The sequence below is a fragment of the Agrobacterium sp. A3-95 genome (genome assembly GCF_053521785.1).
The window spans coordinates 409,405-433,543 of sequence record NZ_JBNWDR010000004.1 but is presented as its reverse complement, the minus strand read 5'-3'; the positions used below and the strand labels follow the sequence as shown (position 1 = coordinate 433,543).

Below are 24,139 nucleotides of genomic sequence, written 5' to 3'. Positions count from 1 at the left end.
CCTGTCTGGCGCTTTTTACTCACACAACGGTGAACGACCGTTGAACCTTTATTATACAGGGAGCTGGGACCTATGGTTACATCTACGCTCGTCAGCATTCTGATCACCTTCCTGGTGATCGTGCTCGTCTTGTGGCTCATCGCACGACTGCCCGTCGGCGGCGGCGCGAAACAGATCGCGCAAGTCATCGTCATCATCATCGGCATTATTTCGCTGCTGAAATATCTCGCCGTCTTCTGATATCACGGTAGCGTGCGAACAGAAAAAGGCGGCGAAAGCCGCCTCTTTTTTCGCCATTTTCATGACACTCGATAGCTATTGGCGTGGCTCGAACTGGTAGGTTTTTTTGAGAGTGATATCGCGAACGCTGCCGAGACCAAGAAACGGCGTATTTTCAGCATCGAAAATCGCCCTGCCCTTCGCCACGATCCAGCGGATGGAACCATCAGGCAGATGCACCTTGTAGCGCTGGTCGAAAAACACGCCGGTAGTGATGCTTTCGAAAATTGCCCGCGCCACCTGATCGCGCATTTCCACATCAATTCTTTCGAGAATATCCTCAATCGACACACCTCGCGATGCCACCGCTTCGGAAAAGCCATGACACTTCGCGGTGACGGTGTCCATGATCAACCTATTGTCGGAAATGCTCCACATATAATAGCCGAGCGCATTGTCTGAATCCGCCTTGTCCCCCTGCACGAAAACCTCCAGACCTTTTTTTCTGACAAACGCTAACATCAGACCTCTAATATTCCACCCCTTGTTTTGAGGGGGTATTTAACCGGCTACTACAACGTGTATCGATATCCACCGAAATTTATTGACGAATGATCAGTGGGCCGGTTTTGAAAGCACGATAATTTCAGGGAAACCGTCGCAAAGCCAACCGCTTGCACCTACATGAGCAAGTAATGAAATTTCGAAGGAGGCTCATATGCTGCGAACCGCTCTTACTTTTGGATTGCTGTCGGTAACTGTTTTTCTCGCCGGGTGCCAGACATGGGAAAGTCCTTATCGCGGAAGCGGATGGCGGATGGATCAAGTCATGGATGGCGATCCTTACCGGGTCGGTGACGGTAATCATCAGGACAACGGCACGGCTTCGAATATCATTCGGCGCTGAAGCAGCTCCAGCAAAATTGCATAACGGTTTCACGTGCCAAAATACGTGGAACCAGAGATCACGAGCGCGTCCAATGGTTTGTTTAAACCGGACGCGCTTCAGCTCGTCTAAAGCAATTGACGGATTTCATCGACGTCAAATATTTCAATTTTTTTGGGAGAATGCAGCGCCAAACAATTGGCAGAAAAAGAAAAAACCCGCCGAAGCGGGTTTCTTTGGTGCGGTCGAGAAGACTCGAACTTCCACGGGTTGCCCCACAGCGACCTCAACGCTGCGCGTCTACCAATTCCGCCACGACCGCATCGTGGTAGGCGTCGACTTGCGCCGACGGGGGTGCATGTAGCAAAAGGATTTTGGGTGCACAAGAGCGTCGTGACAGTTTTTTGAAATTAAAAATCGGCCCGGCCCACCCTATATGCAGGAAGCCCGGAAATGCTGGGGTTGCAGCCTTCTCATCATTTTGCGAGAAGGCTGTGGAAAGGACTTTTTCATGCTCACACGCACGGATATCGAGACAAATATGCTGCCCGTTCCCGGCTCGCCGCCTGTTCGCTGGCGAATCTCGGAAGGTCTCGTGCCTTACGAACTGGCTATAGAAGAGATGGAACGCGAAGTCGCCGCCATAGCCAATGGCGAGGCCGACGAACTCGTGTGGCTTCTGGAGCACCCGCCACTCTACACGGCAGGCACCAGTGCCGATGTTGCCGACCTCATCGAGCCGGAGCGTTTTCCGGTCTTCGCCACCGGTCGCGGTGGCGAATATACCTATCACGGGCCGGGACAGCGCGTCGTTTACGTCATGCTCGACCTGAAACGCCGGCGCCAGGATGTCCGCGCCTATGTTGCCGCGCTGGAGAATGTCATCATCCGCACGCTCGACAAGATGAATGTCCGTGGCGAACGGCGCGAAGACCGGGTTGGTGTCTGGGTCAGGCGTCCGGAAAAACCCCTGCTTCCCGATGGTAGCATGGCAGAGGACAAGATCGCCGCGCTCGGCATCCGGTTGCGCAAATGGGTGAGCTTTCACGGGCTGTCGATAAATGTCGATCCCGACCTCGCGCATTTTTCCGGCATCGTTCCCTGCGGCATCAGTGCCTATGGCGTCACCAGCCTTGTCGATCTTGGATTGCCGGTTATGATCGGCGATGTCGATGTTCTGCTGCGAGAAGCCTTTGAGGAGGTCTTTGGCCCGGCAGTGCCCGAAGCCGGCTCCGGCGGCTGAAACCCGCCGCAACTTTTTTATCGCCTGCCAGTGCATGCAATATCGATCACCACAAGAGGAGGAACGACCATGTTCACAACGTCAGCCTATGCCTGCGATGACGGTTCTTCGCCGATGAAGCTCGCGACCATCAAGCGTCGCGATCCCGGCCCGCGCGATGTCGAAATCGAAATCGAGTTCTGTGGCGTCTGCCACTCCGATATCCATACGGCCCGCAGCGAATGGCCGGGTTCTCTCTACCCCTGCGTCCCCGGCCACGAAATCATCGGCCGCGTCGGTCGGGTGGGCGCGCAGGTCACGAAATTCAAGGCGGGTGACCGCGTCGGCGTCGGCTGTATCGTCGACAGCTGCCGTGAATGCGCAAGCTGCGCCGAAGGGCTGGAGCAATATTGCGAAAACGGCATGACCGGCACCTACAACTCGCCTGACAAGGCCATGGGCGGCGGCGCACATACGCTTGGTGGTTATTCCGCCCATGTGGTCGTCGATGATCGCTATGTGCTGCGGATCCCCGAAGGCCTCGATCCAGCAGCCGCAGCACCCCTGCTCTGCGCCGGCATAACCACCTATTCGCCGCTGCGGCATTGGAATGCAGGTCCCGGCAAGCGCATCGGCGTCGTCGGTCTCGGTGGCCTCGGCCATATGGCAGTCAAGATCGCCAATGCCATGGGCGCCACGGTCGTGATGATCACCACCTCCCCCGGCAAGGCAGAAGACGCGAAAAAGCTCGGTGCCCATGAGGTGATCGTTTCACGCGATGCCGACCAGATGAAGAAAGCGGCTTCCAGCCTCGATCTTATCATCGACGCGGTTGCCGCCGACCACGACATCAACGCCTATCTTGCGTTGCTGAAGCGAGATGGCGCACTGGTGCAGGTCGGAGCGCCTGAGAAGCCGCTTTCGGTGCACGCATTCAGCCTCATCCCCGGCCGCAAGACCTTCGCCGGCTCGATGATTGGCGGCATTCCCGAAACCCAGGAAATGCTGGATTTCTGCGCCGAAAAAGGCATCGCCGCCGAAATCGAGATGATCAATATCGATCAGATCAATGAGGCTTATGAACGCATGATAAAAAGCGATGTGCGTTATCGCTTCGTCATTGATATGAAGAGCCTGCCACGCCAGAAGGCCGCCTGACCTCGTCGAGGGGGAGCGCCCTCTGGCGCTCCCGTTTCCTCGTCGGACCTTTTGGTTGAAAGCGCAGCCCTACCCATGACCAGCCAGACCGGTTTGAACGATGTCGCCAAGGGCATGATGATCATGGCGGGCTGCATGTTCGTGCTGCCCGTCATGGATGCCATCGCCAAATACATGGCGGTGAGCGGCGGAATGTCACCGGCGCAGGTCACTTTCTACCGCTTCTTTTTCCAGCTTCTGTGCACCCTGCCCCTGCTGCTGCTGGTCTCACCCAAAGCGCTGTTCAGCGCCAGACGACCGTGGATGAACTGCCTGCGCGGCGTGCTGCATGCCAGTGCCAGCCTGATGTTCTTCGCCGCCGTCAAATACATGCCACTTGCCGATGTCTTTGCCATCTATTTCGTCGAGCCATTCATGCTGACGATGATGTCGGCCCTCTTCCTTGGCGACAGGGTCGGCTGGAAACGCTGGACAGCGATTGCGGTGGGTTTCGGCGGCGCTCTGATCGTCATTCAGCCGAGTTTTGAGATTTTCGGCTGGACATCGCTCCTGCCGGTCGCCTGCGCATTTCTCTACACGCTCTACCTGTTCCTTAACCGCGCTATCGGCGATGCCGACAGTCCGCTTGTCATGCAGACCATGTCCGGCATTGCCGGCACGGTGTTCATGGCGGCAGCCCTTCTGGCCGGCGACGCCTACGGTGACAAGGATTTCGCGATCTCGCTTCCGCAATCCGGCTTCACCATTACCCTGCTCATCATGTTAGGGTCGATATCCGGCTATATGCATCTCCTGATCGTCAGGGCCTTCAGGCTGGCGCCGCTGTCGCTTCTGGCACCATTCCAGTATTTCGAAATCATCTCGGCGACGGTTCTCGGTTATGCGCTGTTTTCGGATTTTCCGACGCCATCGAAATGGCTCGGCATCCTCATCATCGTTGCATCGGGCCTTTTCATAATCTGGCGCGAGCGTGTGCAGACTGAAGCGAACCCGCCGCTCGACGGACAATGACACCCAGAACGCTTTCAGGCGCCCGAGGGCTGCGGTCCTTCGTCGTGATGGTCCTGCGCCTCCACAAGGCTACCGAGCAGCCACAGCGAAACCTCGGCGGCCTCTCCGGCGGATTTGAAGCGGTATGAGCCGCTATATTTCGGCGTATCGAAAAACGTAACGACGAAACCGTCACCGCTTTCCAGACTCTCGACCCTTATCCGCTCGGGATCGATCATCAGACACACGTAATGGGATCCCATATTGCGCATGAAGCCGGCCTTGTTGTCGTGCAGCCGCACGAAGGCTGCGCCGCCATCCACCGTCATATGCAGGCTTCTGATCGCCTCGGTGGGAAACGCGCGGGCAAAATCCATGATCGCCTGCCCCACATCGTGGTTATTGTCCTCATCCGTTGCCCGTGTCATGCGCCAGGCATAAACAGCGAAGACCGCAAGCAGCACGAAAACGATTATCCAGACCGCCATATTCATGCGGGAAGGCTCCCTCAGCACAGAAACATCGCGATTCGCGAATCGAAACGATGCGAACCCGGCTCAAGCTCTTAAACACCGAGGCTTGCGTGAAGTGTGGCTCTTCGGCCTCGACGCGAAAATTGCTCCGATCTGTCTGCGCGATGTGCAGTTCGAGCAATCAGAAACGCTTGAGGAAAGACGCCTTTGCCAGCAGCCATTGCCGGCGAAGCTGCGACAGTTGCACTTCGCCTTCAAACACGCCCGCTCCCGCCTTTCTGGCAGCGGCGATGAACGGGCCGGACAAGGCAACGGGAAGATAGGCCGCAAAGACATTCCGGGACATCTTGGCGCGTCTCGCCTTCTCGATGTGATCAAGCGCGTGCGTTGCAAAAATCTCGATGGCGATGCCGATGCGTTGTTTGTCGTCGCCTTCCAGAAACGTCTCGCGATTAAGCCCGGCAGCCGCGAGCATATCGGCGGGGATATAGACCTGCCCACGACGACGGTGCAGCGGCATCAGCATTAGAATGCCGGCCATGGCCTGCGCAACCCCCGCATGTCCCGCAGCTTCCGCACTTGCTGGAGTGTCTTCCGGCGAAAGCACAAGGCTCGCCAACTGGATCAGTGCCGAGGCGGTCTCCCCCGCATAGCCTTCGAGCGCGTTACGATCCACGAACAGATCGTCATAAAGATCGAAGATGCGCGCCTCGATCATATTGGCAAGAACCGGTCGCGGCAGGCGATGTTGCTCGATCGCCAACAAAAGAGCGGCAGCAACGGGGTGAGACTGGCTGTCCCCATGCGCATTGCCATCAAGGAGATCGCGCCACCATTGCATACGAACTTCGCCAGGCAGCGCCTCGCGCACGGAATCGCGGATTCGGGCAATTTCGGCATTGAAGGCATAAAGCGCGGCAAGTGCTGCGCGCTTGTCGGCCGGAGACAGAAGGCACGCGAGATAGCGGTCGCGATCGGTGTCGCGCAGCGTCGCGAGGCAGACGTCTAGATTCTCTGTGGGTGCCATGTTTCCCCGCGCGAAACGTCCTGTCAGCCTTCGACGGCAATCAGCGCCGCAGCCACGGCGCGCGATTCCGAAAGCATGATATTATAGGTGCGAACGGCAGCACCCGTGCTCATCGGATCGACCGAAATGCCCGCTTGCTTGAAGGCTTCGCGCAATTCCTTCGGCAAGACCCGCATGCCGTCACCCGTGCCGATCAAAAGAACTTCGATATCCTGCGCATCAGCCAGAACCTTGTCGAAATGCTCAAGCGTCAATTCTTTCACATCAACCGGGCTCCAGCCGTGAATGCCGGAAGGCAACAACAGGAGAGAGCCGCGGTGCGACATGTCTGCGAAACGGAAACCGCCATTGCCATAGGCATCGATGGGCGCCCGGCCGGGAAAATGGGCCGGGCGTATTTCAATCCCGCCGGCCATCAGACGGCAGGCTTGCCGCCGATGGCATTGCCGGACTTCTCATCCTTCTCGTCTTCCGCATCCTTGCTGTCGGGACGCAGCTTGAAGGCGATCAGCACCGGAGCCGCGATATAGACCGAGGAGAACACGCCGATACCGACGCCGAACAACATGGCGAAGGTGAAGGAACGAATGACCTCGCCACCGAACAGATACAGTGCCAGCAGTGCCAGAAGCACGGTCAGACCGGTAAGGATCGTGCGCGAAAGGGTCTGGTTCAGCGATACGTCGATGATCATCGAAAGTGGCATCTTCTTGTATCGCCGGAGGTTTTCACGGACACGGTCGTAGATGACCACCGTATCGTTCAGCGAATAACCGATGATCGTCAGGATTGCCGCGATACTGGTCAGGTTGAACTCTATACCCAGGAAGACGAACAGGCCGATGGTGAAGACCACGTCGTGCACCATCGAGATGACCGCACCCAGTGCAAACTGCCACTCGAAGCGAACCCAGATGTAGATCATGATCGCCGCCATGGCGAGCACAACGCCGATCGTGGAGGTCACGGTCAGGTCACCGGACACGGCCGGACCAACGACTTCCACGCGACGGAAATCATACTTGTCCTGCAACTCGCCGCGCACCAGGGTGATTGCCGACTGCTCGGCATTTTCGCCGCCGTCCTGCGCCTGAATGCGGATGAGAACGTCCTGCGGCGTGCCGAAATTCTGTGCCTGGATTTCACCGAGGTTCAGCTGGTTCAGACGCTCGCGAATATCTGCGAGATCGGCCTCACCCTGCTTGGCGCGCACTTCGATAACCGAGCCGCCCTGGAAATCAATGCCGAGGTTCAGGCCCTTGGCCACGAAGCCGCCGACGCAGGCGAGCATGATCACACCGGTGATCATGAAAACCACACGGCGATAACGCATGAACGGAATGTCGCGACCGTCGAACATGGCGGTGCGTACACCCTTCGGCAGATGTTTCGGACGGCTGCGGCGAACCCAGTAGCCAAACATCCAGGCCGTCAGCGTATAGGCCGTGAAGACGGTGGTGATGATACCGACCGCAAGCGTGACGGCAAAGCCCTTGACCGGACCCGTGCCCATGTAGAACAGCACGCTTGCAACGATCAGCGTCGTCAGGTTGGCGTCGATAATGGTCGCAAAGGCGCGTGTGAAACCATTATCCAGTGACTGGATCAGCGGTTTTCCGCTCTTCACCTCTTCGCGTATTCGCTCGTAGATCAGAACGTTGGAGTCCACCGCCATACCGATCGTCAAGACGATACCCGCAATACCGGGCAAGGTGAGCGTAGATCCGATCACACTGAGGACGGCGATCAGCATGACCACGTTGACGATGAGGGCGATGTTCGCAAGCAGGCCGAAGAACCCATAAAAGACGAACATGAAGATGAGAACGCCGACGGCGCCGATGGCGCTTGCCGTGAGGCCGGCGGTGATGGAGTCGTTACCAAGGCTCGGACCGACGGTGCGTTCCTCAACCACGGTCAACGTGGCCGGAAGTGCGCCCGCACGCAACAGGACTGCAAGGTCGTTGGCGCCCTGAACCGAGAAACTGCCGGAAATCTGTCCCGAACCGCCGATGATCGGCTCACGGATTACAGGTGCAGAAATGACCTGATTGTCGAGCACGATGGCGAAAGGCTTGCCGACATTCTGCTGCGTCGCCTGCGCAAAGCGCTGCGCACCGCGGCTGTCGAAACGGAAGGTGACGACGGGTTCGTTGGTCTGCTGGTTGAAGCTTGCCTGCGCATCGACGAGGTTGTCGCCGGAAACGAGCGCGCGGCGTTCCACCAGATAGGGAACCGGCGGATCGTCCTGCGAATAAAGAACCTCTGAGGTCGCGGGCGGACGGCCATTCATCGCTTCCTGCACCGGCATGGTGGTATCGACCATGCGGAAGGACAGCTTTGCCGTCTGGTTGAGAAGCGATTTCAGGCGCTGCGGATCCTGGAGGCCCGGCACCTGTACGATGATGCGGTCGGAACCCTGACGCTGGATGAGAGGTTCGGTGGTGCCGACTTCGTCAACACGGCGGCGCACGACTTCGATGGACTGCGACACGGCCGAGGACAGGCGATAATCCACGCCTTCATCGGTCAGGTTGAGCCGCAGCAGATTGTCGCCGCCGTCGTTCATCGTCACTTCTGTGATGGAACCGCCGACCAGCGTTCCGGCGGACACCGGCTGCGTCAGGTCGCGAAGCGCGGTTTTCGCCGCTTCATATTGAGCGGGATCGCTGATGCGAACCTGGATCTGCTGGCCGTTGCCCGTAAGCCCCGAATAGCGGATGTTGGCGTCGCGAAGCTGCGTGCGCACGTCACCCACGATCGTTTCAAGCCGTTCCTTGACGATGTCGGAACGCTCGATCTTGAGCATGATGTGCGAGCCGCCCTGAAGGTCGAGACCGAGCGTTACCTTGTTGTCCTTGTACCAGGCAGGCATGCCCTCCAGCTGCTTGTCCGAAAACAGGTTGGGAGATGCGATGAAGACGCTTGCCAGCACAAGCAACCAGATAAAGACTGTTTTCCAACGGGAAAAATGAAGCATTTCGATCTCGGTCAGGGTTGGGGTTGCGCGATGCGCAACCCGTCAAATTCGGAAGCGGACGTTCAATTATCCGGCAGGATCAGGAAGCGGCTTCCGTCTTGACCACTTCGCCCTTCACGCGCACTTCCGCAATGTAAGCACGAGCGGCACGGATTTTCACGCCTTCGGCGATTTCGACTTCGAGTTCATTGTCGTCGATGACCTTGGTCACCTTGCCAACGATGCCGCCACCAAGAACGACCTGATCGCCACGGCGAATATTGGTCAACGTTTCCTGACGCTTCTTCATCTGCGCGCGCTGCGGGCGAATGAGGAAAAAGTACCAGACCACCATAAGCGGTGCAAACAGGAAAAGCATCTCAAGGCCGGAACCGAATGCAGACGCGCCGCCCGCCGTGTCCTGGGCAAAAGCTTGACTAATGAACATATAAAACTCCTCAACGATTACAGCACGACCTCGTATGCCGCCCCAGCTTTCAAGCCGCCGGAATATAGTGGGGAACGCCGGGAATGCAACAGATGCAGAAGCCACGCCGTACCGATTCCGGACCTCTTAACCTTTATGGGCCTGAAACGCCATGCTAGGCCGGGTTGAAAACATCGTTATGAACATCGGATAAGCGGAAGAAACACCATGATTCGAGAAGAGACGGCCACCCTGCTTCTTGCCGAACTGCGCCGGCTTAACGTCGCCATGGAACGGTTGGCAGGCCCGGCACCTGCCGTGAACGACTGGAATGCGGCGGATTGCTTTGTCTGGACGCCGGTCAATTCCTTTCTGCAGCCGGTCTCGCGTCCGAACCGCATTGCGCTGAAACTCATTCGCGGCGTCGATCATGTGCGCGATATCCTGCACGAGAACACGCTGCGTTTTGCCGATGGTTTTCCCGCCAACAACGTGCTGCTTTGGGGCGCACGCGGCATGGGCAAATCCTCGCTGGTCAAGGCCGTTCACGAAGATGTGCGCGCCGCAAGCGGCGTTCCCTTGAAGCTGGTCGAGGTGCATCGCGAAGATATCCACACCCTGCCCGCCTTGCTGGATATATTGAAAGCTTCCGGCGAACGCGTCATCGTCTTCTGCGACGACCTCTCCTTCGATCACGACGACACGGCCTACAAGTCGCTGAAGGCAGCACTCGATGGCGGCATAGAGGGGCGTCCGGACAATGTGCTGTTCTATGCCACGTCCAACCGCCGTCATCTTCTGCCGCGCCACATGATGGAGAACGAGCAATCGACCGCCATCAACCCTTCGGAAGCTGTTGAGGAAAAGGTCTCGCTCTCGGACCGCTTCGGCCTGTGGCTCGGCTTCCACAAATGCGGCCAGGAAGACTATCTGACGATGATTGACAGCTATGCCGAACATTTCGATCTCGGCCTTGATCGCGAAACCCTGCATCACGAGGCGCTGGAATGGGCGACCACGCGCGGCGGCCGCTCCGGTCGCGTCGCCTGGCAATATATTCAGGATGCCGCCGGGCGCCTGAGAAAATCGATCGACAGATAACGCCACCGTGACATCTGGCGAGAGCCGGTGTCGTTGCGGCTATAGGCGTTGTCGTATTCCCGACCGCCACATCGCCCGCCAAATGGTTTGCTGCACATATCCGGCGTAATGCCGGGTATCTGCGGCGGGCGGTGATCAAGAGGCAGGCGACGTTTGTCCAGACGCGCCGATTGTTCTTCTTTCCATCCCCTCGCCGATTGAGATTCCACGCGAGCCGCATACGGGTCCGCGCATGAGTTTTGACGATATCCTGTCCGCGGAGGAGCGGGCCGGTATTGGTGTTCAACCCAAGGAGGAGATGGATATGAGCAAAAACAGAGGCGTCGTCTATTTGCGCCCCGGCCAGGTCGAGGTCCGCGACATCGATGATCCGAAGCTGGAGGCGCCGGATGGCCGCCGTATCGAGCACGGTGTCATTCTCAAGGTTATTTCCACGAATATCTGCGGTTCGGACCAGCATATGGTGCGCGGCCGCACCTCGGCGATGCCCGGCCTCGTCCTTGGCCATGAGATCACCGGCGAAGTCATTGAAAAAGGCGTCGACGTCGAGATGCTTGATATCGGCGATATCGTCTCGGTGCCGTTCAACGTCGCCTGCGGTCGCTGCCGCTGCTGCAAGTCGCAGGATACCGGTGTGTGCCTGACGGTGAACCCCGCCCGTGCCGGCGGCGCCTACGGTTATGTTGACATGGGCGGCTGGATCGGCGGACAGGCCAGATACGTCACCATTCCCTATGCCGACTTCAACCTTCTGAAATTTCCCGACCGCGACAGGGCAATGTCCAAGATCCGCGACCTCACCATGCTCTCGGACATCCTGCCGACCGGCTTTCATGGCGCGGTGAAGGCCGGCGTCGGTGTCGGCTCCACGGTCTATGTCGCGGGCGCCGGTCCGGTCGGTCTGGCGGCTGCCGCGTCTGCCCGTATTCTCGGTGCCGCCGTCGTCATGATCGGTGATTTCAACAAGGATCGCCTTGCGCACGCCGCCAAGGTCGGCTTCGAGCCCGTCGATCTTTCCAAGGGTGATCGGTTGGGCGACATGATTGCCGAGATCGTCGGCACCAACGAGGTCGATAGCGCCATCGATGCCGTCGGTTTCGAAGCGCGTGGCCATTCGGGCGGCGAACAGCCGGCCATCGTTCTCAACCAGATGATGGAAATCACCCGTGCCGCCGGCTCGATCGGCATTCCCGGTCTTTACGTCACCGAAGACCCGGGTGCGGTCGATGCCGCAGCAAAACAGGGCAGCCTGTCGCTTCGCTTCGGCCTCGGTTGGGCCAAGGCACAATCTTTCCATACCGGCCAGACGCCGGTGCTGAAATACAATCGCCAGCTCATGCAGTCGATCCTGCACGACCGCCTGCCCATTGCCGACATCGTCAACGCCAAGATCATCGCACTCGACGACGCCGTACAGGGATATGAAAGCTTCGACCAGGGTGCCGCAACCAAGTTCGTGCTCGATCCGCACGGCGATCTGCTGAAGTCGGCCTGATACCGGCGGCTTAAGACCCGCGAGATGGGAAACGCCCGCGATAGATATTGTCGCGGGCGTTTTTGCCTGCATTCACATTGTCATCATCAGGTGAAATCATGGATCAACTTCAAGCATCGCCTCCAGCTCGGAGGTGGCCAATGGTGAGAGATAGGGTCGAAACAGGCTGGACACCTGCCGAAGTCCCCAGTCCAGTTGCTGCGGCCCGAATTCGGTGACGCCTTCCTGAAGGTTGAGATACGCCGCCCAATAGGTCGAGACGATCCAGAGATTGGTAAGAAGGGTCGCCCGCTCGGTTTCTGGAATCTCTGCAAGCCCTGCCCTCTCCATCCGGCTGACGATATCATCAACGGCAAATCGCATTGCCGCGCTTATGCCGCGAACCGGCTCCACCAGCCCAGGCGCGGAGGAAAGAAGGCCGACAAAATCGCGAAACAGAAAGCGGTAGTTCCACACCAGCGAAAACCAGAGCCGCAGAAAGCCAGCATACGTCGATGCGGCAACTTCGTCCTCTTCGTCGATCTTTGCGACAACCGCCAGTGCGTCGGTCTCGAACAGGGCAAACAGCGCCAGCACCAATGCCTCCTTGGTGCGGAAATGATAATAAAGATTACCCTCGTTGATATTCACTGCCCTTGCGATCTCGGCTGTGGTTACGTGATCAGGCCCCCTCTCGTTAAATAGTTGGAGTGCGGCAGCGATTATTCTCTGTCGTGTGGGGGAAGGACGCCCCGTCGATCGTCCGGCCTCGCTTTTCTTCATTGATATCGGACCCCGCTATTGAAACCTAAGGTGCACACCTTAAATGAATAAAATAAGGTACACACCTTAACAAATAAATTTGAGTGTTCAACGCGAATAAAGGACCTGTCGATGCCCGGAACCGACCTTCGCACCCCGCTCCCGGATACATCCGCTGCGGCACCCGTATCGAAATTCGCCACAGCACGTTTGGCCCTCTCACTCATCCGCAACCCGCTGAACGCATTGCCACCGGAGATTTTCAACGAACCGGCAGTGTTTATCCGTGTCGGCGGTACGATGCGCGTCCATCTTGCCGATCCTGTCCTTATTCATGAGGCCCTCGTCAAGAACGCCCATCTGCTCGGCAAGGGTGAGGACGTGCGCCGCGCGCTTGGCCCCGCTCTCGGACAGGGCCTTCTGACCGCCGATGGCGATCACTGGAAATGGCAACGGCAATCGGTTGCCGCCGCCTTCCGGCACGAAAAGCTGCTGGAACTGCTGCCCGTCATGATCGAGGCGGCGGAGCGAACCGGCAGGCGCTGGCGCGTATCTCCTTTCGCTGACATCGATATCGGCCATGAAATGATGCGGACCACCTTCGACATCATCGTTGAGACCATGATGTCCGGCGGCCACGGGATCGATATCGGGCGCGTGGAGCAAAGCATTACCGACTATCTGAAACCGACAGGCTGGACCTTCGCGCTCGCCATGCTGGGCGCACCGGAATGGCTCCCCCACCCCGGTCGGCGCAAGGCCCGGGCCGCTGTCGGTTATCTGCGCTCCAGCCTGTCGACGGTGATTGCGGACCGGCGGCAGAACCCTGTCGAGAGAAACGATCTGGTGTCCATGCTACTTCAGGCGAAGGACCCCGAGACGGGACGCATGATGAGCGACAAGGAAATCATCGACAATCTGCTCACCTTCATCACCGCCGGTCACGAAACGACCGCGCTCGGTCTGGCATGGACGTTCAATCTGCTGTCGCAACACAGCGACGTGGAGCGGAAAGTCGTCGAGGAAATCGCAGCCGTCACGGGTGGAAATCCCGTCGCCGCAGAGCACATCGCCCAACTGACCTATACCAGACAGGTATTTTCCGAGGCGATGCGGCTTTACCCACCTGCCCCGGTCGTTACCCGCACGGCGTTGCAGGATTTCAAGCTCGGCGACCATGATATTCCTGCCGGAACCGTTCTTTATGTGCCGATCTACGCTGTCCACCGGCACACGGCGCTGTGGGACGAACCGGAACGTTTCGACCCTTCCCGCTTCGAGCCGGAAAAGACCAAGGCGCGCCACCGTTACGCCTATATGCCCTTCGGTGCAGGTCCGCGTGTCTGCATCGGCAATGCATTTGCGATGATGGAGGCCGTGTCGATCCTGGCGGTGCTGTTGCAGAACGTCCATCTCGAAAACAGATCGGCAAGTCCGGCGGAGCCACTGATGAGGGTGACGTTGCGGCCGCAAAGCCGCTTGATGATGCGTATCACCGACCGCAAAAACAAATCGCCCGCGGCGTGAACCACCGCGGGCGACTATTAATCCGGGAAAACCACCCGTCACCGGGCAGTGACGATCAAAGATCGACGTCGAGGATTGCCATGGAGAAGTTGTACGAGCGGTCGCCGTCCTCGTCATCGATGTAGACAACGCCAAGGAACTCTTCGCCAAGATACACTTCGGCGGAATCGTCCTTACGGGGACGCGCCTTCACAACCATCTTTTCATTGAAGGTGCGCTTGAAATAGGCGTCGAGTTTTTTGATTTCGTCGGCTTTCACCACTATTCTCCTGTGCGGTTCGGGTTGCGCCGCTTTTGGCATGGGACAAAGGCGAAAGTAAAGTGAAAGCGGCACATCGCCAATGTCTTTCACAGGCCGTGTCTTTCACGCGGAGCCTTCAACACGGACGATTGAGAAAATATCGGACCCGTCAGATATCGGCTCCGATGACCTGATCCATCAGGCGCGAGGGTTCGGAACACCCTGCCTCTCCCACCACCCGCGCCGGCACACCGGCAACGGTGGTCTTCGGCGGGACCGGCTTCAGCACCACAGAACCGGCGGCGATGCGCGAGCAACTGCCGATCTCGATATTACCGAGGATTTTCGCGCCCGCTCCGATCATCACGCCATTGGCGATCTTCGGATGACGGTCCGCCCCCTCCTTGCCGGTGCCGCCAAGCGTCACGCCATGCAGGATGGAAACGTTGTCGCCGATAACGGCCGTCTCGCCGACCACAAGCCCGGTGGCATGATCGAGGAAGATACCCTTGCCGATGCGTGCTGCCGGATTGATATCCGTCTGGAAAATGCTGGACGAGCGGCTTTGCAGATAAAGCGCCAGATCCCTGCGGCCCTTTTGCAGCAGCCAATGGGCAAGGCGATGCGTCTGGATGGCCTGAAACCCCTTGAAATAAAGGAGCGGCTCCATGAAGCGCGTGCAGGCCGGATCGCGATCGTAAACCGCCTGAATATCGACGCGCAGCACGCTGCCCCATTCGGGCCAGTCATCCAGCATGTCCTGAAAGGTCTGGCGCAGAAGAACGGCCTGCATATCGGGATGATCGAGGAGTTCACAGATGCGATAAATCACGCATTCTTCCAGAGACCGGTGATTGAGGATTGTCGAATAAAGGAAAGCCGAAAGCAGCGGGTCCTGCGCCACGGCGCTTCGTGCCTCATGCAGCAGGCTGCCCCAGATCGGATCGACGATCGCCAGCTGTTCCGGCTGACGGGCCTCGGTACGTGCGACCATGAATGGTCTCCTCGTTTGCAGTAGTCGTTCTTTATACAGAAAAAGACGTGCATAAGAAATGGGATTCGAATGACGACTTTAAAGGCGGCAAGGCTTCAGTTTTTCTTCATGCAGCATGAAAAACCGTTTCTTGCCGCCACCCATCAAAGGCTGCGGTAAAATTCCAGAACCGCCGCCTTGAACACCCGGTCGCCAACGGCCAGCATGTGGTCACGGCCGGGAATGTCGATAGCGCGCGCATGCGGCATGATCGCCGCAAGTTCGGCACCCGATCCGGCGATATCGTCATTGGTTCCGACCGCGATCAGCGTCGGTGCATCGATCTTTGCGGCCTGTTCGCGGCTGACGAGGACACGCGACGTCTCGATACAGGCTGCAAGCGCCAGCCGGTCGCTTTTCGTCTGGTCGGCAAAGGCGCGGAACATACGGCCGCGCTCATGCGTGACGACATCGAGCGAGGGGGCCAGCAGCGCTTCAGCGATCGGATCCCAGTCGCCCACACCTTCCACCATGCCGATGCCAAGTCCGCCGAAAACCAGTGAGCGGACACGCTCCGGATGTGCCATCGCCAGAAAGGCCGAAATGCGTGCGCCCATGGAATAGCCCATCACATGAGCCTCCGCGATGCCGAGATGATTAAGCAGCGCCACCGCATCGCCGGCCATGACGGGCGGATAATAGGCTTGCGGATCATGCGGCTTGTCGCTTGCGCCATGGCCGCGATTGTCGATGGCAATCACCCGGTAACCGGCGTCACCAAGCGTTTTCAGCCAGCCTGGATGCACCCAGTTGACGTTGGCGCTGGAAGCAAAGCCGTGAATCAACAGAACCGGATCGCCCGCCGGATCACCTTCATCGAAATAGGCAAGGCGAAGGCCGTCATGGGAAAAATCGGAAAATTGCGGCATGTTGAGATTCATCAAGGACATCCTTTTTGCCGGACCATATGGCAGGAAATCGCAATTTTGAACATGTTTTCCTGACGATTTTTATGGAGATGCAATGCGTTTGAGGCTACATATCCGCATCAATAAGCCGATGCTCGATGACGACCTGCGGCTTAACCACGATATTGCATTTGGAGACGAACATGGCCGGGCATTCCATTCCCCACTTCCAGAACGATGGCGGACACAGCGTGATCGAGATCGGCGTCAAGGAATTCATGTGCACCGGCGCTTCGGTGCCTTTCGATCATCCCCACATCTTCATCGACATGGGCGACGAAAACGAGAAGGTCTGTTCCTATTGCTCCACCCTTTACCGCTACAATCCGTCGCTGAAGGCCGAGCAGACCAATCCTCCAGGCTGCGTCTTCCATGTGAAGGCCGCCTGACCTTCCACCTTTCCTGATCGGGGCGCGACATGCCCATCAAATCCGTAGCCATCGTCGGTGCCGGCATCGCCGGTCTCACCGCAGCGCTTTCTTTTGCCCGCCAGGGCATCAGCTCTGACATCGTTGAACAGGCCGGCGAACTGACGGAAGTCGGTGCGGGCCTGCAAGTATCGCCCAATGCCGCCCGCATCCTTGCCGAACTCGGCGTGATGACTGAGGTAGAGGCGCGTTGGACCGAGCCGGTCAGTGTCGATCTGGCCGATGGCAAATCGCTTGCCACGTTGCTGTCCTTACCCGTGGGTGCGACGGCCCGCACACGCTGGGGCGCACCTTACGGCGTGCTGCATCGCTCGACGTTGCAAAACGCGCTTCTCAATGCGGTAACGCGCAATCCGCTCTGCCGCCTGCATCTTGGCAAACGTATCGAAAACGCGACGACAGACGTCATCGCTGCAACCACGTTCCGCGATCACGACCTGATCGTCGGCGCAGACGGTGTCTGGTCCGCGGCCCGTTTCGCTGTCCCCTCCGCCCCCACGGCCACTTTCTCCGGCAATATTGCCTGGCGCTTCACGGTCGCGGCAAAAGATGTGCCGTCAGCTATCAACAAAAGCGCCGTCACCGCCTATCTCGGTTCGGGTGGCCATATCGTCGCCTACCCGCTGAAGGAAGTCGGCGGCTTCAACATTGTGGCCATCGCACTCGGCGCCGATCCCGGCGCAACATGGCGGGCGGAATCGAGCGGCCAACAGAAAGCCATGCTGCTCGCGCAGTTTCGCGGCTGGAGCCCGGATATCGTTCGGCTGCTGGCATCGTCGGAAAATCCGACCTTCTGGCCACTTTATCAGGCCGGTGCCGGACGCTGGCACAATGGTCGCGATACGGTGCTGATCGGCGACGCTGCCCACGCGATGATGCCCTTTGCCGCACAGGGGGCGGCGATGGCCATCGAGGATGCATTTGAACTGGCGGGCACATTGACCGGAACATCCCTGCCCGTACCACAGGCCCTTGCCGCCTTCGAAGCCCTGCGTCTGCCGCGCATAGAAAAGGCCCGCAAGCGGGCCTCTCTCAATCGTTTCGCCTATCACGCCACAGGCCCGGTTCGGCTTGCCCGGGACTTCGTCTTCTCGACACGTCCGAGGGAAGCCTTCCTGAAGGACTTCGACTGGCTATACGGCTACCGCGCCAAAGGCTGAGGTTAGACCGCGGCTGCCGCCGCAAACCCGGCCTCGAGATCCTTCTTGAGGTCGGCGATATCTTCAAGCCCTATCTGCAGACGGATGACCGGACCTTCCGACGGGCCTTTGGCAATCGTCCTGTCGACAAGCGACACCGACACGGCAAGCGATTCGTATCCACCCCAGGAATAGCCGAGCCCGAAGAAGGTCAGCGCATTCAGGAATGCCGCCGCAGTCTGCTTGTATTTGCCCTCTTCGGCCTTCAGCACGAAGGAAAATACGCCGCTCGCGCCCTTGAAATCGCGCTTCCAGAGTTCATGCCCGGCAAAGCTCGGCAGGGCCGGATGCAGAACGCTCACGACGTCGTCGCGGCTTTCCAGCCAGGTGGCGATGTCGAGGGCGCTTTTCTGGTGGTGCGCAAGCCGAATGCCCATGGAGCGCATGCCGCGCAGGATCTGATAGGCGTCATCAGGCGTCACGCAGATGCCAAGATTGGTGTTCGCCTGATAAAGCGTCTTCCAGTGCTTTTCATTGGCGGAAACAAAGCCCATCAGGACATCGGAATGACCTGACGGATATTTGGTGGCGGCATGGATGGAAACATCGACACCGAAATCGAGCGGCTTGAAATAAAGCGGTGTCGCCCAGGTATTGTCCATCGTCACGACGCAATCGTGCCTATGGGCAATCTCGGTGATCAGCCGAACGTCCTGAATCTCGAAGGTATTGGAACCCGGCGCTTCAAGATGCACCAGCTTGGTATTCGGGCGGATCAGCGCTTCGATACCCGTCCCGATCGCCGGGTCGTAATACTCCACCTCCACACCAAGCTTCTTCAGCATCGTGTTGCAAAAGCGGCGTGTGGGAAAATAAACCGAATCGACGATCAGCGCATGATCGCCGGCGCCAAGATAGGCGAGGAACGGCACGGTGATCGCCGCAAGGCCCGATGGCACGAGAATGGTTCCGAAAGAACCCTCCAGCTCATTGACGAGATTGCATAGCGCATCGGTCGTCGGCGTGCCGTGGGTGCCATAGGTGTATTTCTGGTTTTCGGTCGAAAGCGTCTCGGCATCGGGGAAAAGCACGGTAGAACCGCGCACGATGGGCGGATTGACGAAACCGAAACAGTCGGCGGGATCGTTGCCGCCATGGGTCAGGCGCGTATTCATACCTGCGGTGGAAAGCAGGTCATTGGTCTTGGTCATTTCAGATCAGCTTTCGAAGGGATATTGACGCGAGCGACAATGCGGAGAGCCGGAGGCAAGGTCAAGTCCCGCAGAACATTCGTAGATGAGAGGATTGATCCACCCGTCAACAGCATACAAGAAGTATACAAAATTCGTGCAAGTGTATTTTTCCGCAAAAATATGCTTATATTTTCACCCTTTGCACACTTCCAGACCAAAATTTGGAAAATTCCGTTTTATAGGCACAATTATTGTCAGCATGTCTTGACCCCGCTGCCAATTACGATTGTGATAGAAAAAGCGGATCGAAAAGATCTGCTGAAGGGGGGAGCTGGGGCAAAAACAATATGCCGGTCCTCTTCCGATTGACGATAACAAACAAAGGTTGGGAAAAATGAAAAAGGCAATTCTGTCGGCCGTTATCGGCGCAGCAGTTTTGGGAGGAGCCTCGGTCGCTTCGGCTGCGACGCTTCAGGACGTGAAGTCGAAAGGTTTCGTCACCTGCGGCGTGAGCGCTGGCATTCCGGGATTTTCCAATCCCGATGACAAGGGCGAATGGTCCGGCATCGACGTGGACTATTGCCGCGGTATTGCCACTGCGGTTTTCGGCGATCCTACAAAGGCTAAATTTGTCGCTCTTTCGAGCAAGGACCGTTTTCCGGCTCTCCAGTCTGGCGAGGTCGACGTTCTGACCCGTAACACCACCTGGACGATCAGCCGCGACACATCGCTCGGCTTCAACTTCCGTACCGTCAACTATTATGATGGCCAGGGCTTCATCGCCAAGAAGGGCCTCAACGTGAAGTCCGCGCTTGAGCTTTCCGGCGCCGCCGTCTGCGTTCAGACCGGCACGACCACCGAGCTCAACCTTGCCGACTACTTCAAGACCAACAACCTGCAGTACAACCCGGTTGTTTTCGAAAAGGAATCCGATGCTACTTCGGCTTATGATTCCGGCCGTTGCGACGTTTACACCACCGACCAGTCCGGTCTGTACGCTATCCGTCTCAAGCTGAAGAACCCCGATGACAACATCGTTCTGCCTGAAGTGATCTCCAAGGAGCCGCTTGGACCGGCCGTTCGCCAGGGCGACGACCAGTGGTTCGACATCGTCACGTGGGTTCACTACGCGATGGTCAACGCAGAAGAGCTGGGCATCACGTCGAAAAACGTCGACGAGCAGAAGAACAGCGCCAACCCTGATATCAAGCGTCTGCTTGGCACTGAAGAAGGCACCAAGATCGGTACCGATCTCGGCGTGACGAACGACTGGGCCTACAACATCGTCAAGAAGGTCGGCAACTACGGCGAAGTCTTCGACCGTAACGTTGGCGCCGGCTCGCCGCTGAAGATCGAGCGTGGCCAGAACGCGCTTTGGACCAAGGGCGGCCTGCAATACGCACCGCCGGTTCGTTGATCGGCACTATCGTTGGCTAAGGACTGAAGGGAGGCTGGGCAATGCCCGGCCTCCACTTGAAATTATAGAATAAGCTCGCAAAGAGCATATAAAAGGGAAAGGTGCCTATGGCAGGCAACGCGGTCAGTTCGCAACGATCGCGCGCGCAAAGCGCGTCGTCACTCATCTACGATCCACGCATACGCGGAATTTTTTATCAGGTTCTGACAGTCGTCATCCTGACCGCCTTCGTCTGGATCATCGTGACGAATACGATCACAAATCTTCAACGGTCAAACATTTCGTCCGGCTTCGGCTTCCTCAATGGAAGAGCCGGCTTCGATATCGGCCAGTCGCTGATCGCTTACACCAGCGATGCGACCTATGGTCGGGCATTGCTCGTTGGTATTCTCAACACAATTCAGGTCGCATTTTTTGGCATCATCGCCGCGTCGATCATCGGTTTTATCGTCGGTATCGCCCGGCTGTCCAACAACTGGCTGATCTCGAAGCTGGCGCAGGCCTATGTGGAAATCTTCCGCAACATCCCGCCCCTGCTTGTTATCTTCTTCTGGTACAAGGGCGTCATCTCCGTTTTGCCGCAGGCCCGCGATTCGCTGCAGCTTCCACTTGGGACCTACCTCAACAATCGCGGCTTCTTCTTTCCAAAGCCTCTCTGGGGCGAAGGGACGTGGCTGATACCGCTCGCTTTTGTGGTCGCCATCGTCATCAGCGTCTTCATTTATCGCTGGGCGAAGGCTAGGCAGGAAAGAACCGGCGAGCAGTTCCGCACCGGCATCACCGCAACACTTCTCATCATCGGCCTTCCGGCTGCGACATTCCTCGCGCTCGGCTCACCCCTGACATTCGATTACCCGATTGCCGGGCGGTTCAACCTTGCGGGCGGTTCGGTCGTCGCACCTGAATTCATGTCGCTGTTTCTGGCGCTCTCCTTCTACACCGCTTCCTTTATCGCCGAGATCGTTCGCGGCGGCATCAAGGCCGTGGCAAAAGGGCAGACCGAGGCAGCGGAGGCATTGGGGCTTCGCGCCAGCACGACGACGCGTCTGATCGTCGTTCCTCAGGCGATGCGCATCATCATCCCGCCGCTGACAAGCCAGTATCTCAACCTGACCAAGAACTCATCGCTTGCGGTCGCGGTCGGTTTCGCCGACATCGTCTCCGTTGGCGGTACGATCCTGAACCAGACGGGACAGGCGGTCGAAGTTGTCGCTATCTGGCTCGTTCTCTATCTCTCGCTGTCCATTCTCACGGCCGTGGTCATGAACTGGTTGAACGCGAAAATGGCCCTGGTGGAGAGATAATAGATGACGATCAGCAATCACGCGTTCGTGCGCCACACCATTGAAGAAGCCAAACCCGCGCCTTCAAGCGCGGTTGGCATCAGCCATTGGCTGCGCACCAAACTTTTCGCCACGCCGAAGGACACCGTCCTTACGGTTCTTGCCATCGCGTTCCTCGCCTATCTTTTGCCACCAATCTTCAAGTGGCTGTTCGTAGACGCGGTATGGACCGGTACGGATCGCATCGCCTGCCTCACCGCCTCCCAGGGCGGTGCGCTGGCCGATGGCCAGTCCGGCGCATGCTGGGCCTTCGTTTCGGCGAAGTTCGGCCAGATCATGTTCGGCCGTTACCCGATCGATGAGCGCTGGCGTCCTATCCTTGTGATGGTCATGTTCACCATCCTCCTGGTGCCAATGCTCATTCCGAAAGCGCCGTTCAAGCGGCTCAATGCGCTGGCGCTTTTCATCATCCTGCCAGTCATTGCGTTTTTCCTCCTCATCGGCGGCGTCTTCGGCCTGCCGGTGGTGGAAACGCAGCTCTGGGGCGGCCTGATGGTCACCCTGATCCTGTCTTTCTTCGGAATTGCAGTGTCCCTGCCCTTCGGCATTCTTCTGGCGCTTGGCCGCCGGTCGAACCTGCCGGTAATAAAAATGCTGTGCGTGCTTTTCATCGAAGTTATCAGAGGTATTCCTCTGATCACCGTCCTGTTCTTCGCCAGCATCATGCTGCCGCTGTTCCTTCCCGACGGCTGGACCTTCGACAAGTTCCTGCGCGCTCTGGTCGGCGTGTCGCTCTTCTCGTCCGCCTATATGGCGGAGGTGATCCGTGGCGGCTTGCAGGCCATCCCGAAGGGGCAATATGAAGGGGCAGACTCGCTCGGCCTGAACTATTGGCAGAAAACCCGGCTGATCGTGCTGCCGCAGGCGCTGAAGCTCGTCATTCCGGGCATCGTCAACACGTTCATCGGTCTTTTCAAGGACACGTCGCTGGTCTCGATCATCGGCATGTTCGACCTGCTTGGCATTGTCACACTCAACCAATCGGATGCGAACTGGGCGACACCTGTCACCGCAATGACGGGCTATATTTTCGCCGGGTTCATATTCTGGATATTCTGCTTCGGCATGTCGCGTTATTCGCTGTTCATGGAACGGCACCTCGACACCGGGCATAAACGATAAGGGATGCTCAAAATGGCAGAAACCCAAACAAAAACACTGGCCGTTTCGACAACGGACGTGGCAATCGAACTCGTCGGCATGAACAAGTGGTATGGCGACTTCCACGTCCTGCGCGACATCAACCTGAAGGTGATGAAGGGCGAGCGTATCGTCATCGCCGGTCCTTCGGGATCGGGAAAATCGACCATGATCCGCTGCATCAACCGGCTGGAAGAACATCAGTCGGGCACGATCAACGTCGACGGTATCGAACTCACCAACGATCTTAAGAAGATCGATGAGGTGCGTCGTGAAGTCGGTATGGTGTTCCAGCACTTCAACCTCTTCCCTCATCTGACAATCCTTGAGAACTGCACACTGGCGCCGATCTGGGTTCGCAAGATGCCCAAAAAGGAAGCCGAAGAAGTGGCGATGCACTATCTGAAGCGCGTCAAGATCCCCGAACAGGCGCATAAATACCCTGGCCAGCTCTCCGGCGGTCAGCAGCAGCGCGTGGCGATCGCCCGCTCGCTGTGCATGAAGCCTAAGATCATGCTGTTTGACGAGCCGACCTCGGCGCTTGACCCGGAAATGGTCAAGGAAGTGCTTGATACCATGGTCAGCCTTGCCGAAGACGGCATGACGATGCTGTGCGTGACCCACGAAATGGGCTTTGCCCGCCAGGTCGCAAACCGCGTCATCTTCATGGACCAGGGCCAGATCGTCGAACAGAATTCGCCCGCCGAATTCTTCGACAATCCCCAGCACGAGCGCACGAGGCTGTTCCTCAGCCAGATCCTGCACTGAGACGCTGCAATCAGCTAACATCATGGAACGGGGCCATTTCGGCCCCGTTTTCATTTGACGACAGCCTCTCCACGCTCGACCTCATCCGTGGGCTTGTCCTAAGTATCTAAGTCAACAAAATCGAGCGGTTGAAGATCTCGGCAAAAACCCAAGGGTGACGCCGAAATGTTTGGTAAGGTTCGCCATTCATTTTGATGGCTTCTTTCGCACCATAAGCCCCGTTGAGTGAATCACCGGCCCCTGCAAATCGTCGTCTCACATCGTTCTTCATCCGCAAGAAGCACTGAAACTGCCAAGCCGACCT

25 protein-coding genes and 1 tRNA gene are annotated in these 24,139 nt (G+C 57.9%); 14 read left to right on the top strand and 12 right to left on the bottom strand.

Annotation, left to right across the window (positions count from 1 at the left end; translation table 11 throughout):
* Nucleotides 1-72 precede the first annotated feature (72 nt).
* Complete coding sequence (locus ACQZ5Y_RS14380; RefSeq protein ID WP_003502827.1) at nucleotides 73-240, top strand: Thivi_2564 family membrane protein; 168 nt, start codon at nucleotides 73-75, stop codon at nucleotides 238-240.
* A 75-nt stretch (nucleotides 241-315) separates the two neighbouring features.
* On the opposite strand, the gene ACQZ5Y_RS14375 is transcribed toward ACQZ5Y_RS14380, so the two are convergent.
* Nucleotides 316-741 carry a PAS domain-containing protein gene (locus ACQZ5Y_RS14375; protein WP_174049471.1) on the bottom strand — a complete coding sequence of 142 codons (426 nt, stop codon included), beginning with the start codon at nucleotides 739-741 and terminating at the stop codon, nucleotides 316-318.
* 196 nt (nucleotides 742-937) lie between these two features.
* Here ACQZ5Y_RS14375 and ACQZ5Y_RS14370 point away from each other — a divergent pair, with 196 nt between their 5' ends.
* The gene (locus ACQZ5Y_RS14370; RefSeq protein ID WP_080580964.1) at nucleotides 938-1,126 is read left to right on the top strand and encodes a hypothetical protein; all 189 of its coding nucleotides are present in this window, start codon (nucleotides 938-940) and stop codon (nucleotides 1,124-1,126) included.
* A 216-nt stretch (nucleotides 1,127-1,342) separates the two neighbouring features.
* Here ACQZ5Y_RS14370 and ACQZ5Y_RS14365 read toward each other — a convergent pair.
* A tRNA-Leu gene (locus ACQZ5Y_RS14365) sits at nucleotides 1,343-1,427 on the bottom strand.
* Between the two features lie 189 nt (nucleotides 1,428-1,616).
* Between ACQZ5Y_RS14365 and lipB the strand changes: the two genes are divergently transcribed.
* The 3 genes from lipB (at nucleotide 1,617) to ACQZ5Y_RS14350 (ending at nucleotide 4,496) form a co-directional block, all read left to right on the top strand.
* Nucleotides 1,617-2,348, top strand: a complete 732-nt coding sequence (gene lipB, locus ACQZ5Y_RS14360) for a lipoyl(octanoyl) transferase LipB (protein ID WP_003515336.1) — start codon at nucleotides 1,617-1,619, stop codon at nucleotides 2,346-2,348.
* Nucleotides 2,349-2,417: 69 nt separating this feature from the next.
* On the top strand, nucleotides 2,418-3,485 hold the full coding sequence (locus tag ACQZ5Y_RS14355; RefSeq protein ID WP_003515339.1) for an NAD(P)-dependent alcohol dehydrogenase: 1,068 nt from the start codon (nucleotides 2,418-2,420) through the stop codon (nucleotides 3,483-3,485).
* 75 nt (nucleotides 3,486-3,560) lie between these two features.
* Nucleotides 3,561-4,496 carry a DMT family transporter gene (locus tag ACQZ5Y_RS14350; RefSeq protein ID WP_174049472.1) on the top strand — a complete coding sequence of 312 codons (936 nt, stop codon included), beginning with the start codon at nucleotides 3,561-3,563 and terminating at the stop codon, nucleotides 4,494-4,496.
* Nucleotides 4,497-4,510: 14 nt separating this feature from the next.
* Here ACQZ5Y_RS14350 and ACQZ5Y_RS14345 read toward each other — a convergent pair whose 3' ends face one another.
* The 5 genes from ACQZ5Y_RS14345 to yajC form a co-directional block, all read right to left on the bottom strand.
* Nucleotides 4,511-4,969 carry a hypothetical protein gene (locus ACQZ5Y_RS14345; RefSeq protein ID WP_003515343.1) on the bottom strand — a complete coding sequence of 153 codons (459 nt, stop codon included), beginning with the start codon at nucleotides 4,967-4,969 and terminating at the stop codon, nucleotides 4,511-4,513.
* Between the two features lie 160 nt (nucleotides 4,970-5,129).
* Complete coding sequence (locus ACQZ5Y_RS14340) at nucleotides 5,130-5,975, bottom strand: phytoene/squalene synthase family protein (RefSeq protein WP_174049473.1); 846 nt, start codon at nucleotides 5,973-5,975, stop codon at nucleotides 5,130-5,132.
* Between the two features lie 23 nt (nucleotides 5,976-5,998).
* The gene (locus ACQZ5Y_RS14335) at nucleotides 5,999-6,391 is read right to left on the bottom strand and encodes an Mth938-like domain-containing protein (RefSeq protein ID WP_025593500.1); all 393 of its coding nucleotides are present in this window, start codon (nucleotides 6,389-6,391) and stop codon (nucleotides 5,999-6,001) included.
* Nucleotides 6,391-8,955, bottom strand: coding sequence for a protein translocase subunit SecDF (gene secDF, locus ACQZ5Y_RS14330; RefSeq protein WP_003515348.1), 2,565 nt, complete (start codon nucleotides 8,953-8,955; stop codon nucleotides 6,391-6,393). Before secDF ends, ACQZ5Y_RS14335 begins: the two co-directional genes overlap by 1 nt.
* A gap of 79 nt (nucleotides 8,956-9,034) precedes the next feature.
* Nucleotides 9,035-9,382, bottom strand: a complete 348-nt coding sequence (gene yajC / locus ACQZ5Y_RS14325; RefSeq protein WP_003515350.1) for a preprotein translocase subunit YajC — start codon at nucleotides 9,380-9,382, stop codon at nucleotides 9,035-9,037.
* A 207-nt stretch (nucleotides 9,383-9,589) separates the two neighbouring features.
* Here yajC and ACQZ5Y_RS14320 point away from each other — a divergent pair, with 207 nt between their 5' ends.
* Both ACQZ5Y_RS14320 and fdhA read left to right on the top strand, forming a co-directional pair.
* Nucleotides 9,590-10,462 (top strand): ATP-binding protein, encoded by an 873-nt coding sequence (locus tag ACQZ5Y_RS14320; protein ID WP_013636188.1) that lies wholly within the window; start codon nucleotides 9,590-9,592, stop codon nucleotides 10,460-10,462.
* 304 nt (nucleotides 10,463-10,766) lie between these two features.
* Entirely contained in the window at nucleotides 10,767-11,957 is a 1,191-nt protein-coding gene (gene fdhA / locus ACQZ5Y_RS14315) for a formaldehyde dehydrogenase, glutathione-independent (protein ID WP_025593503.1), read from the top strand.
* Nucleotides 11,958-12,053: 96 nt separating this feature from the next.
* Here the strand turns inward: fdhA and ACQZ5Y_RS14310 are convergent, their stop codons facing one another.
* Nucleotides 12,054-12,719 (bottom strand): TetR/AcrR family transcriptional regulator, encoded by a 666-nt coding sequence (locus ACQZ5Y_RS14310; protein WP_174049474.1) that lies wholly within the window; start codon nucleotides 12,717-12,719, stop codon nucleotides 12,054-12,056.
* A gap of 111 nt (nucleotides 12,720-12,830) precedes the next feature.
* Here ACQZ5Y_RS14310 and ACQZ5Y_RS14305 point away from each other — a divergent pair, with 111 nt between their 5' ends.
* Nucleotides 12,831-14,225 carry a cytochrome P450 gene (locus ACQZ5Y_RS14305; RefSeq protein ID WP_174049475.1) on the top strand — a complete coding sequence of 465 codons (1,395 nt, stop codon included), beginning with the start codon at nucleotides 12,831-12,833 and terminating at the stop codon, nucleotides 14,223-14,225.
* A 55-nt stretch (nucleotides 14,226-14,280) separates the two neighbouring features.
* Here ACQZ5Y_RS14305 and ACQZ5Y_RS14300 read toward each other — a convergent pair whose 3' ends face one another.
* From ACQZ5Y_RS14300 to ACQZ5Y_RS14290, 3 genes are all read right to left on the bottom strand, one after another.
* Entirely contained in the window at nucleotides 14,281-14,484 is a 204-nt protein-coding gene (locus tag ACQZ5Y_RS14300) for a DUF3126 family protein (protein ID WP_003515356.1), read from the bottom strand.
* Between the two features lie 151 nt (nucleotides 14,485-14,635).
* Nucleotides 14,636-15,460, bottom strand: a complete 825-nt coding sequence (cysE, locus tag ACQZ5Y_RS14295) for a serine O-acetyltransferase (protein ID WP_003515358.1) — start codon at nucleotides 15,458-15,460, stop codon at nucleotides 14,636-14,638.
* 143 nt (nucleotides 15,461-15,603) lie between these two features.
* Nucleotides 15,604-16,380: an alpha/beta fold hydrolase gene (locus tag ACQZ5Y_RS14290; protein WP_025593509.1), complete on the bottom strand. Its 777-nt coding sequence runs from the start codon at nucleotides 16,378-16,380 to the stop codon at nucleotides 15,604-15,606.
* Between the two features lie 170 nt (nucleotides 16,381-16,550).
* Between ACQZ5Y_RS14290 and ACQZ5Y_RS14285 the strand changes: the two genes are divergently transcribed.
* The gene (locus ACQZ5Y_RS14285; RefSeq protein ID WP_065658544.1) at nucleotides 16,551-16,796 is read left to right on the top strand and encodes a zinc-finger domain-containing protein; all 246 of its coding nucleotides are present in this window, start codon (nucleotides 16,551-16,553) and stop codon (nucleotides 16,794-16,796) included.
* Between the two features lie 29 nt (nucleotides 16,797-16,825).
* Complete coding sequence (locus tag ACQZ5Y_RS14280) at nucleotides 16,826-17,995, top strand: FAD-dependent monooxygenase (protein ID WP_174049477.1); 1,170 nt, start codon at nucleotides 16,826-16,828, stop codon at nucleotides 17,993-17,995.
* Between the two features lie 2 nt (nucleotides 17,996-17,997).
* On the opposite strand, the gene ACQZ5Y_RS14275 is transcribed toward ACQZ5Y_RS14280, so the two are convergent.
* On the bottom strand, nucleotides 17,998-19,185 hold the full coding sequence (locus tag ACQZ5Y_RS14275) for a cystathionine beta-lyase (protein ID WP_003515364.1): 1,188 nt from the start codon (nucleotides 19,183-19,185) through the stop codon (nucleotides 17,998-18,000).
* Nucleotides 19,186-19,561: 376 nt separating this feature from the next.
* Here ACQZ5Y_RS14275 and ACQZ5Y_RS14270 point away from each other — a divergent pair, with 376 nt between their 5' ends.
* From ACQZ5Y_RS14270 to ACQZ5Y_RS14255, 4 genes are all read left to right on the top strand, one after another.
* Complete coding sequence (locus ACQZ5Y_RS14270) at nucleotides 19,562-20,584, top strand: amino acid ABC transporter substrate-binding protein (RefSeq protein WP_003515366.1); 1,023 nt, start codon at nucleotides 19,562-19,564, stop codon at nucleotides 20,582-20,584.
* 107 nt (nucleotides 20,585-20,691) lie between these two features.
* The gene (locus tag ACQZ5Y_RS14265) at nucleotides 20,692-21,888 is read left to right on the top strand and encodes an amino acid ABC transporter permease (RefSeq protein ID WP_003515368.1); all 1,197 of its coding nucleotides are present in this window, start codon (nucleotides 20,692-20,694) and stop codon (nucleotides 21,886-21,888) included.
* Nucleotides 21,889-21,891: 3 nt separating this feature from the next.
* Complete coding sequence (locus ACQZ5Y_RS14260) at nucleotides 21,892-23,049, top strand: amino acid ABC transporter permease (protein WP_013636194.1); 1,158 nt, start codon at nucleotides 21,892-21,894, stop codon at nucleotides 23,047-23,049.
* 12 nt (nucleotides 23,050-23,061) lie between these two features.
* Nucleotides 23,062-23,835, top strand: coding sequence for an amino acid ABC transporter ATP-binding protein (locus tag ACQZ5Y_RS14255; RefSeq protein WP_174049478.1), 774 nt, complete (start codon nucleotides 23,062-23,064; stop codon nucleotides 23,833-23,835).
* The last annotated feature ends 304 nt before the right edge of the window (nucleotides 23,836-24,139 follow it).

What these genes read in the sequence shown, in the direction of transcription:
- ACQZ5Y_RS14355 (WP_003515339.1), top strand. Translation starts at nt 2,418, where the DNA reads ATGTTCACAACGTCAGCCTATGCCTGCGATGACGGTTCTTCGCCGATG.
- ACQZ5Y_RS14345 (WP_003515343.1), bottom strand. Translation starts at nt 4,969, where the DNA reads ATGAATATGGCGGTCTGGATAATCGTTTTCGTGCTGCTTGCGGTCTTC.
- ACQZ5Y_RS14370 (WP_080580964.1), top strand. Translation starts at nt 938, where the DNA reads ATGCTGCGAACCGCTCTTACTTTTGGATTGCTGTCGGTAACTGTTTTT.
- ACQZ5Y_RS14350 (WP_174049472.1), top strand. Translation starts at nt 3,561, where the DNA reads ATGACCAGCCAGACCGGTTTGAACGATGTCGCCAAGGGCATGATGATC.
- ACQZ5Y_RS14335 (WP_025593500.1), bottom strand. Translation starts at nt 6,391, where the DNA reads ATGGCCGGCGGGATTGAAATACGCCCGGCCCATTTTCCCGGCCGGGCG.
- ACQZ5Y_RS14285 (WP_065658544.1), top strand. Translation starts at nt 16,551, where the DNA reads ATGGCCGGGCATTCCATTCCCCACTTCCAGAACGATGGCGGACACAGC.
- cysE (WP_003515358.1), bottom strand. Translation starts at nt 15,460, where the DNA reads ATGGTCGCACGTACCGAGGCCCGTCAGCCGGAACAGCTGGCGATCGTC.
- ACQZ5Y_RS14320 (WP_013636188.1), top strand. Translation starts at nt 9,590, where the DNA reads ATGATTCGAGAAGAGACGGCCACCCTGCTTCTTGCCGAACTGCGCCGG.
- ACQZ5Y_RS14340 (WP_174049473.1), bottom strand. Translation starts at nt 5,975, where the DNA reads ATGGCACCCACAGAGAATCTAGACGTCTGCCTCGCGACGCTGCGCGAC.
- yajC (WP_003515350.1), bottom strand. Translation starts at nt 9,382, where the DNA reads ATGTTCATTAGTCAAGCTTTTGCCCAGGACACGGCGGGCGGCGCGTCT.
- secDF (WP_003515348.1), bottom strand. Translation starts at nt 8,955, where the DNA reads ATGCTTCATTTTTCCCGTTGGAAAACAGTCTTTATCTGGTTGCTTGTG.
- ACQZ5Y_RS14290 (WP_025593509.1), bottom strand. Translation starts at nt 16,380, where the DNA reads ATGAATCTCAACATGCCGCAATTTTCCGATTTTTCCCATGACGGCCTT.
- ACQZ5Y_RS14270 (WP_003515366.1), top strand. Translation starts at nt 19,562, where the DNA reads ATGAAAAAGGCAATTCTGTCGGCCGTTATCGGCGCAGCAGTTTTGGGA.
- ACQZ5Y_RS14310 (WP_174049474.1), bottom strand. Translation starts at nt 12,719, where the DNA reads ATGAAGAAAAGCGAGGCCGGACGATCGACGGGGCGTCCTTCCCCCACA.
- ACQZ5Y_RS14375 (WP_174049471.1), bottom strand. Translation starts at nt 741, where the DNA reads ATGTTAGCGTTTGTCAGAAAAAAAGGTCTGGAGGTTTTCGTGCAGGGG.
- ACQZ5Y_RS14265 (WP_003515368.1), top strand. Translation starts at nt 20,692, where the DNA reads ATGGCAGGCAACGCGGTCAGTTCGCAACGATCGCGCGCGCAAAGCGCG.
- ACQZ5Y_RS14380 (WP_003502827.1), top strand. Translation starts at nt 73, where the DNA reads ATGGTTACATCTACGCTCGTCAGCATTCTGATCACCTTCCTGGTGATC.
- ACQZ5Y_RS14260 (WP_013636194.1), top strand. Translation starts at nt 21,892, where the DNA reads ATGACGATCAGCAATCACGCGTTCGTGCGCCACACCATTGAAGAAGCC.
- lipB (WP_003515336.1), top strand. Translation starts at nt 1,617, where the DNA reads ATGCTCACACGCACGGATATCGAGACAAATATGCTGCCCGTTCCCGGC.
- ACQZ5Y_RS14275 (WP_003515364.1), bottom strand. Translation starts at nt 19,185, where the DNA reads ATGACCAAGACCAATGACCTGCTTTCCACCGCAGGTATGAATACGCGC.
- fdhA (WP_025593503.1), top strand. Translation starts at nt 10,767, where the DNA reads ATGAGCAAAAACAGAGGCGTCGTCTATTTGCGCCCCGGCCAGGTCGAG.
- ACQZ5Y_RS14280 (WP_174049477.1), top strand. Translation starts at nt 16,826, where the DNA reads ATGCCCATCAAATCCGTAGCCATCGTCGGTGCCGGCATCGCCGGTCTC.
- ACQZ5Y_RS14255 (WP_174049478.1), top strand. Translation starts at nt 23,062, where the DNA reads ATGGCAGAAACCCAAACAAAAACACTGGCCGTTTCGACAACGGACGTG.
- ACQZ5Y_RS14305 (WP_174049475.1), top strand. Translation starts at nt 12,831, where the DNA reads ATGCCCGGAACCGACCTTCGCACCCCGCTCCCGGATACATCCGCTGCG.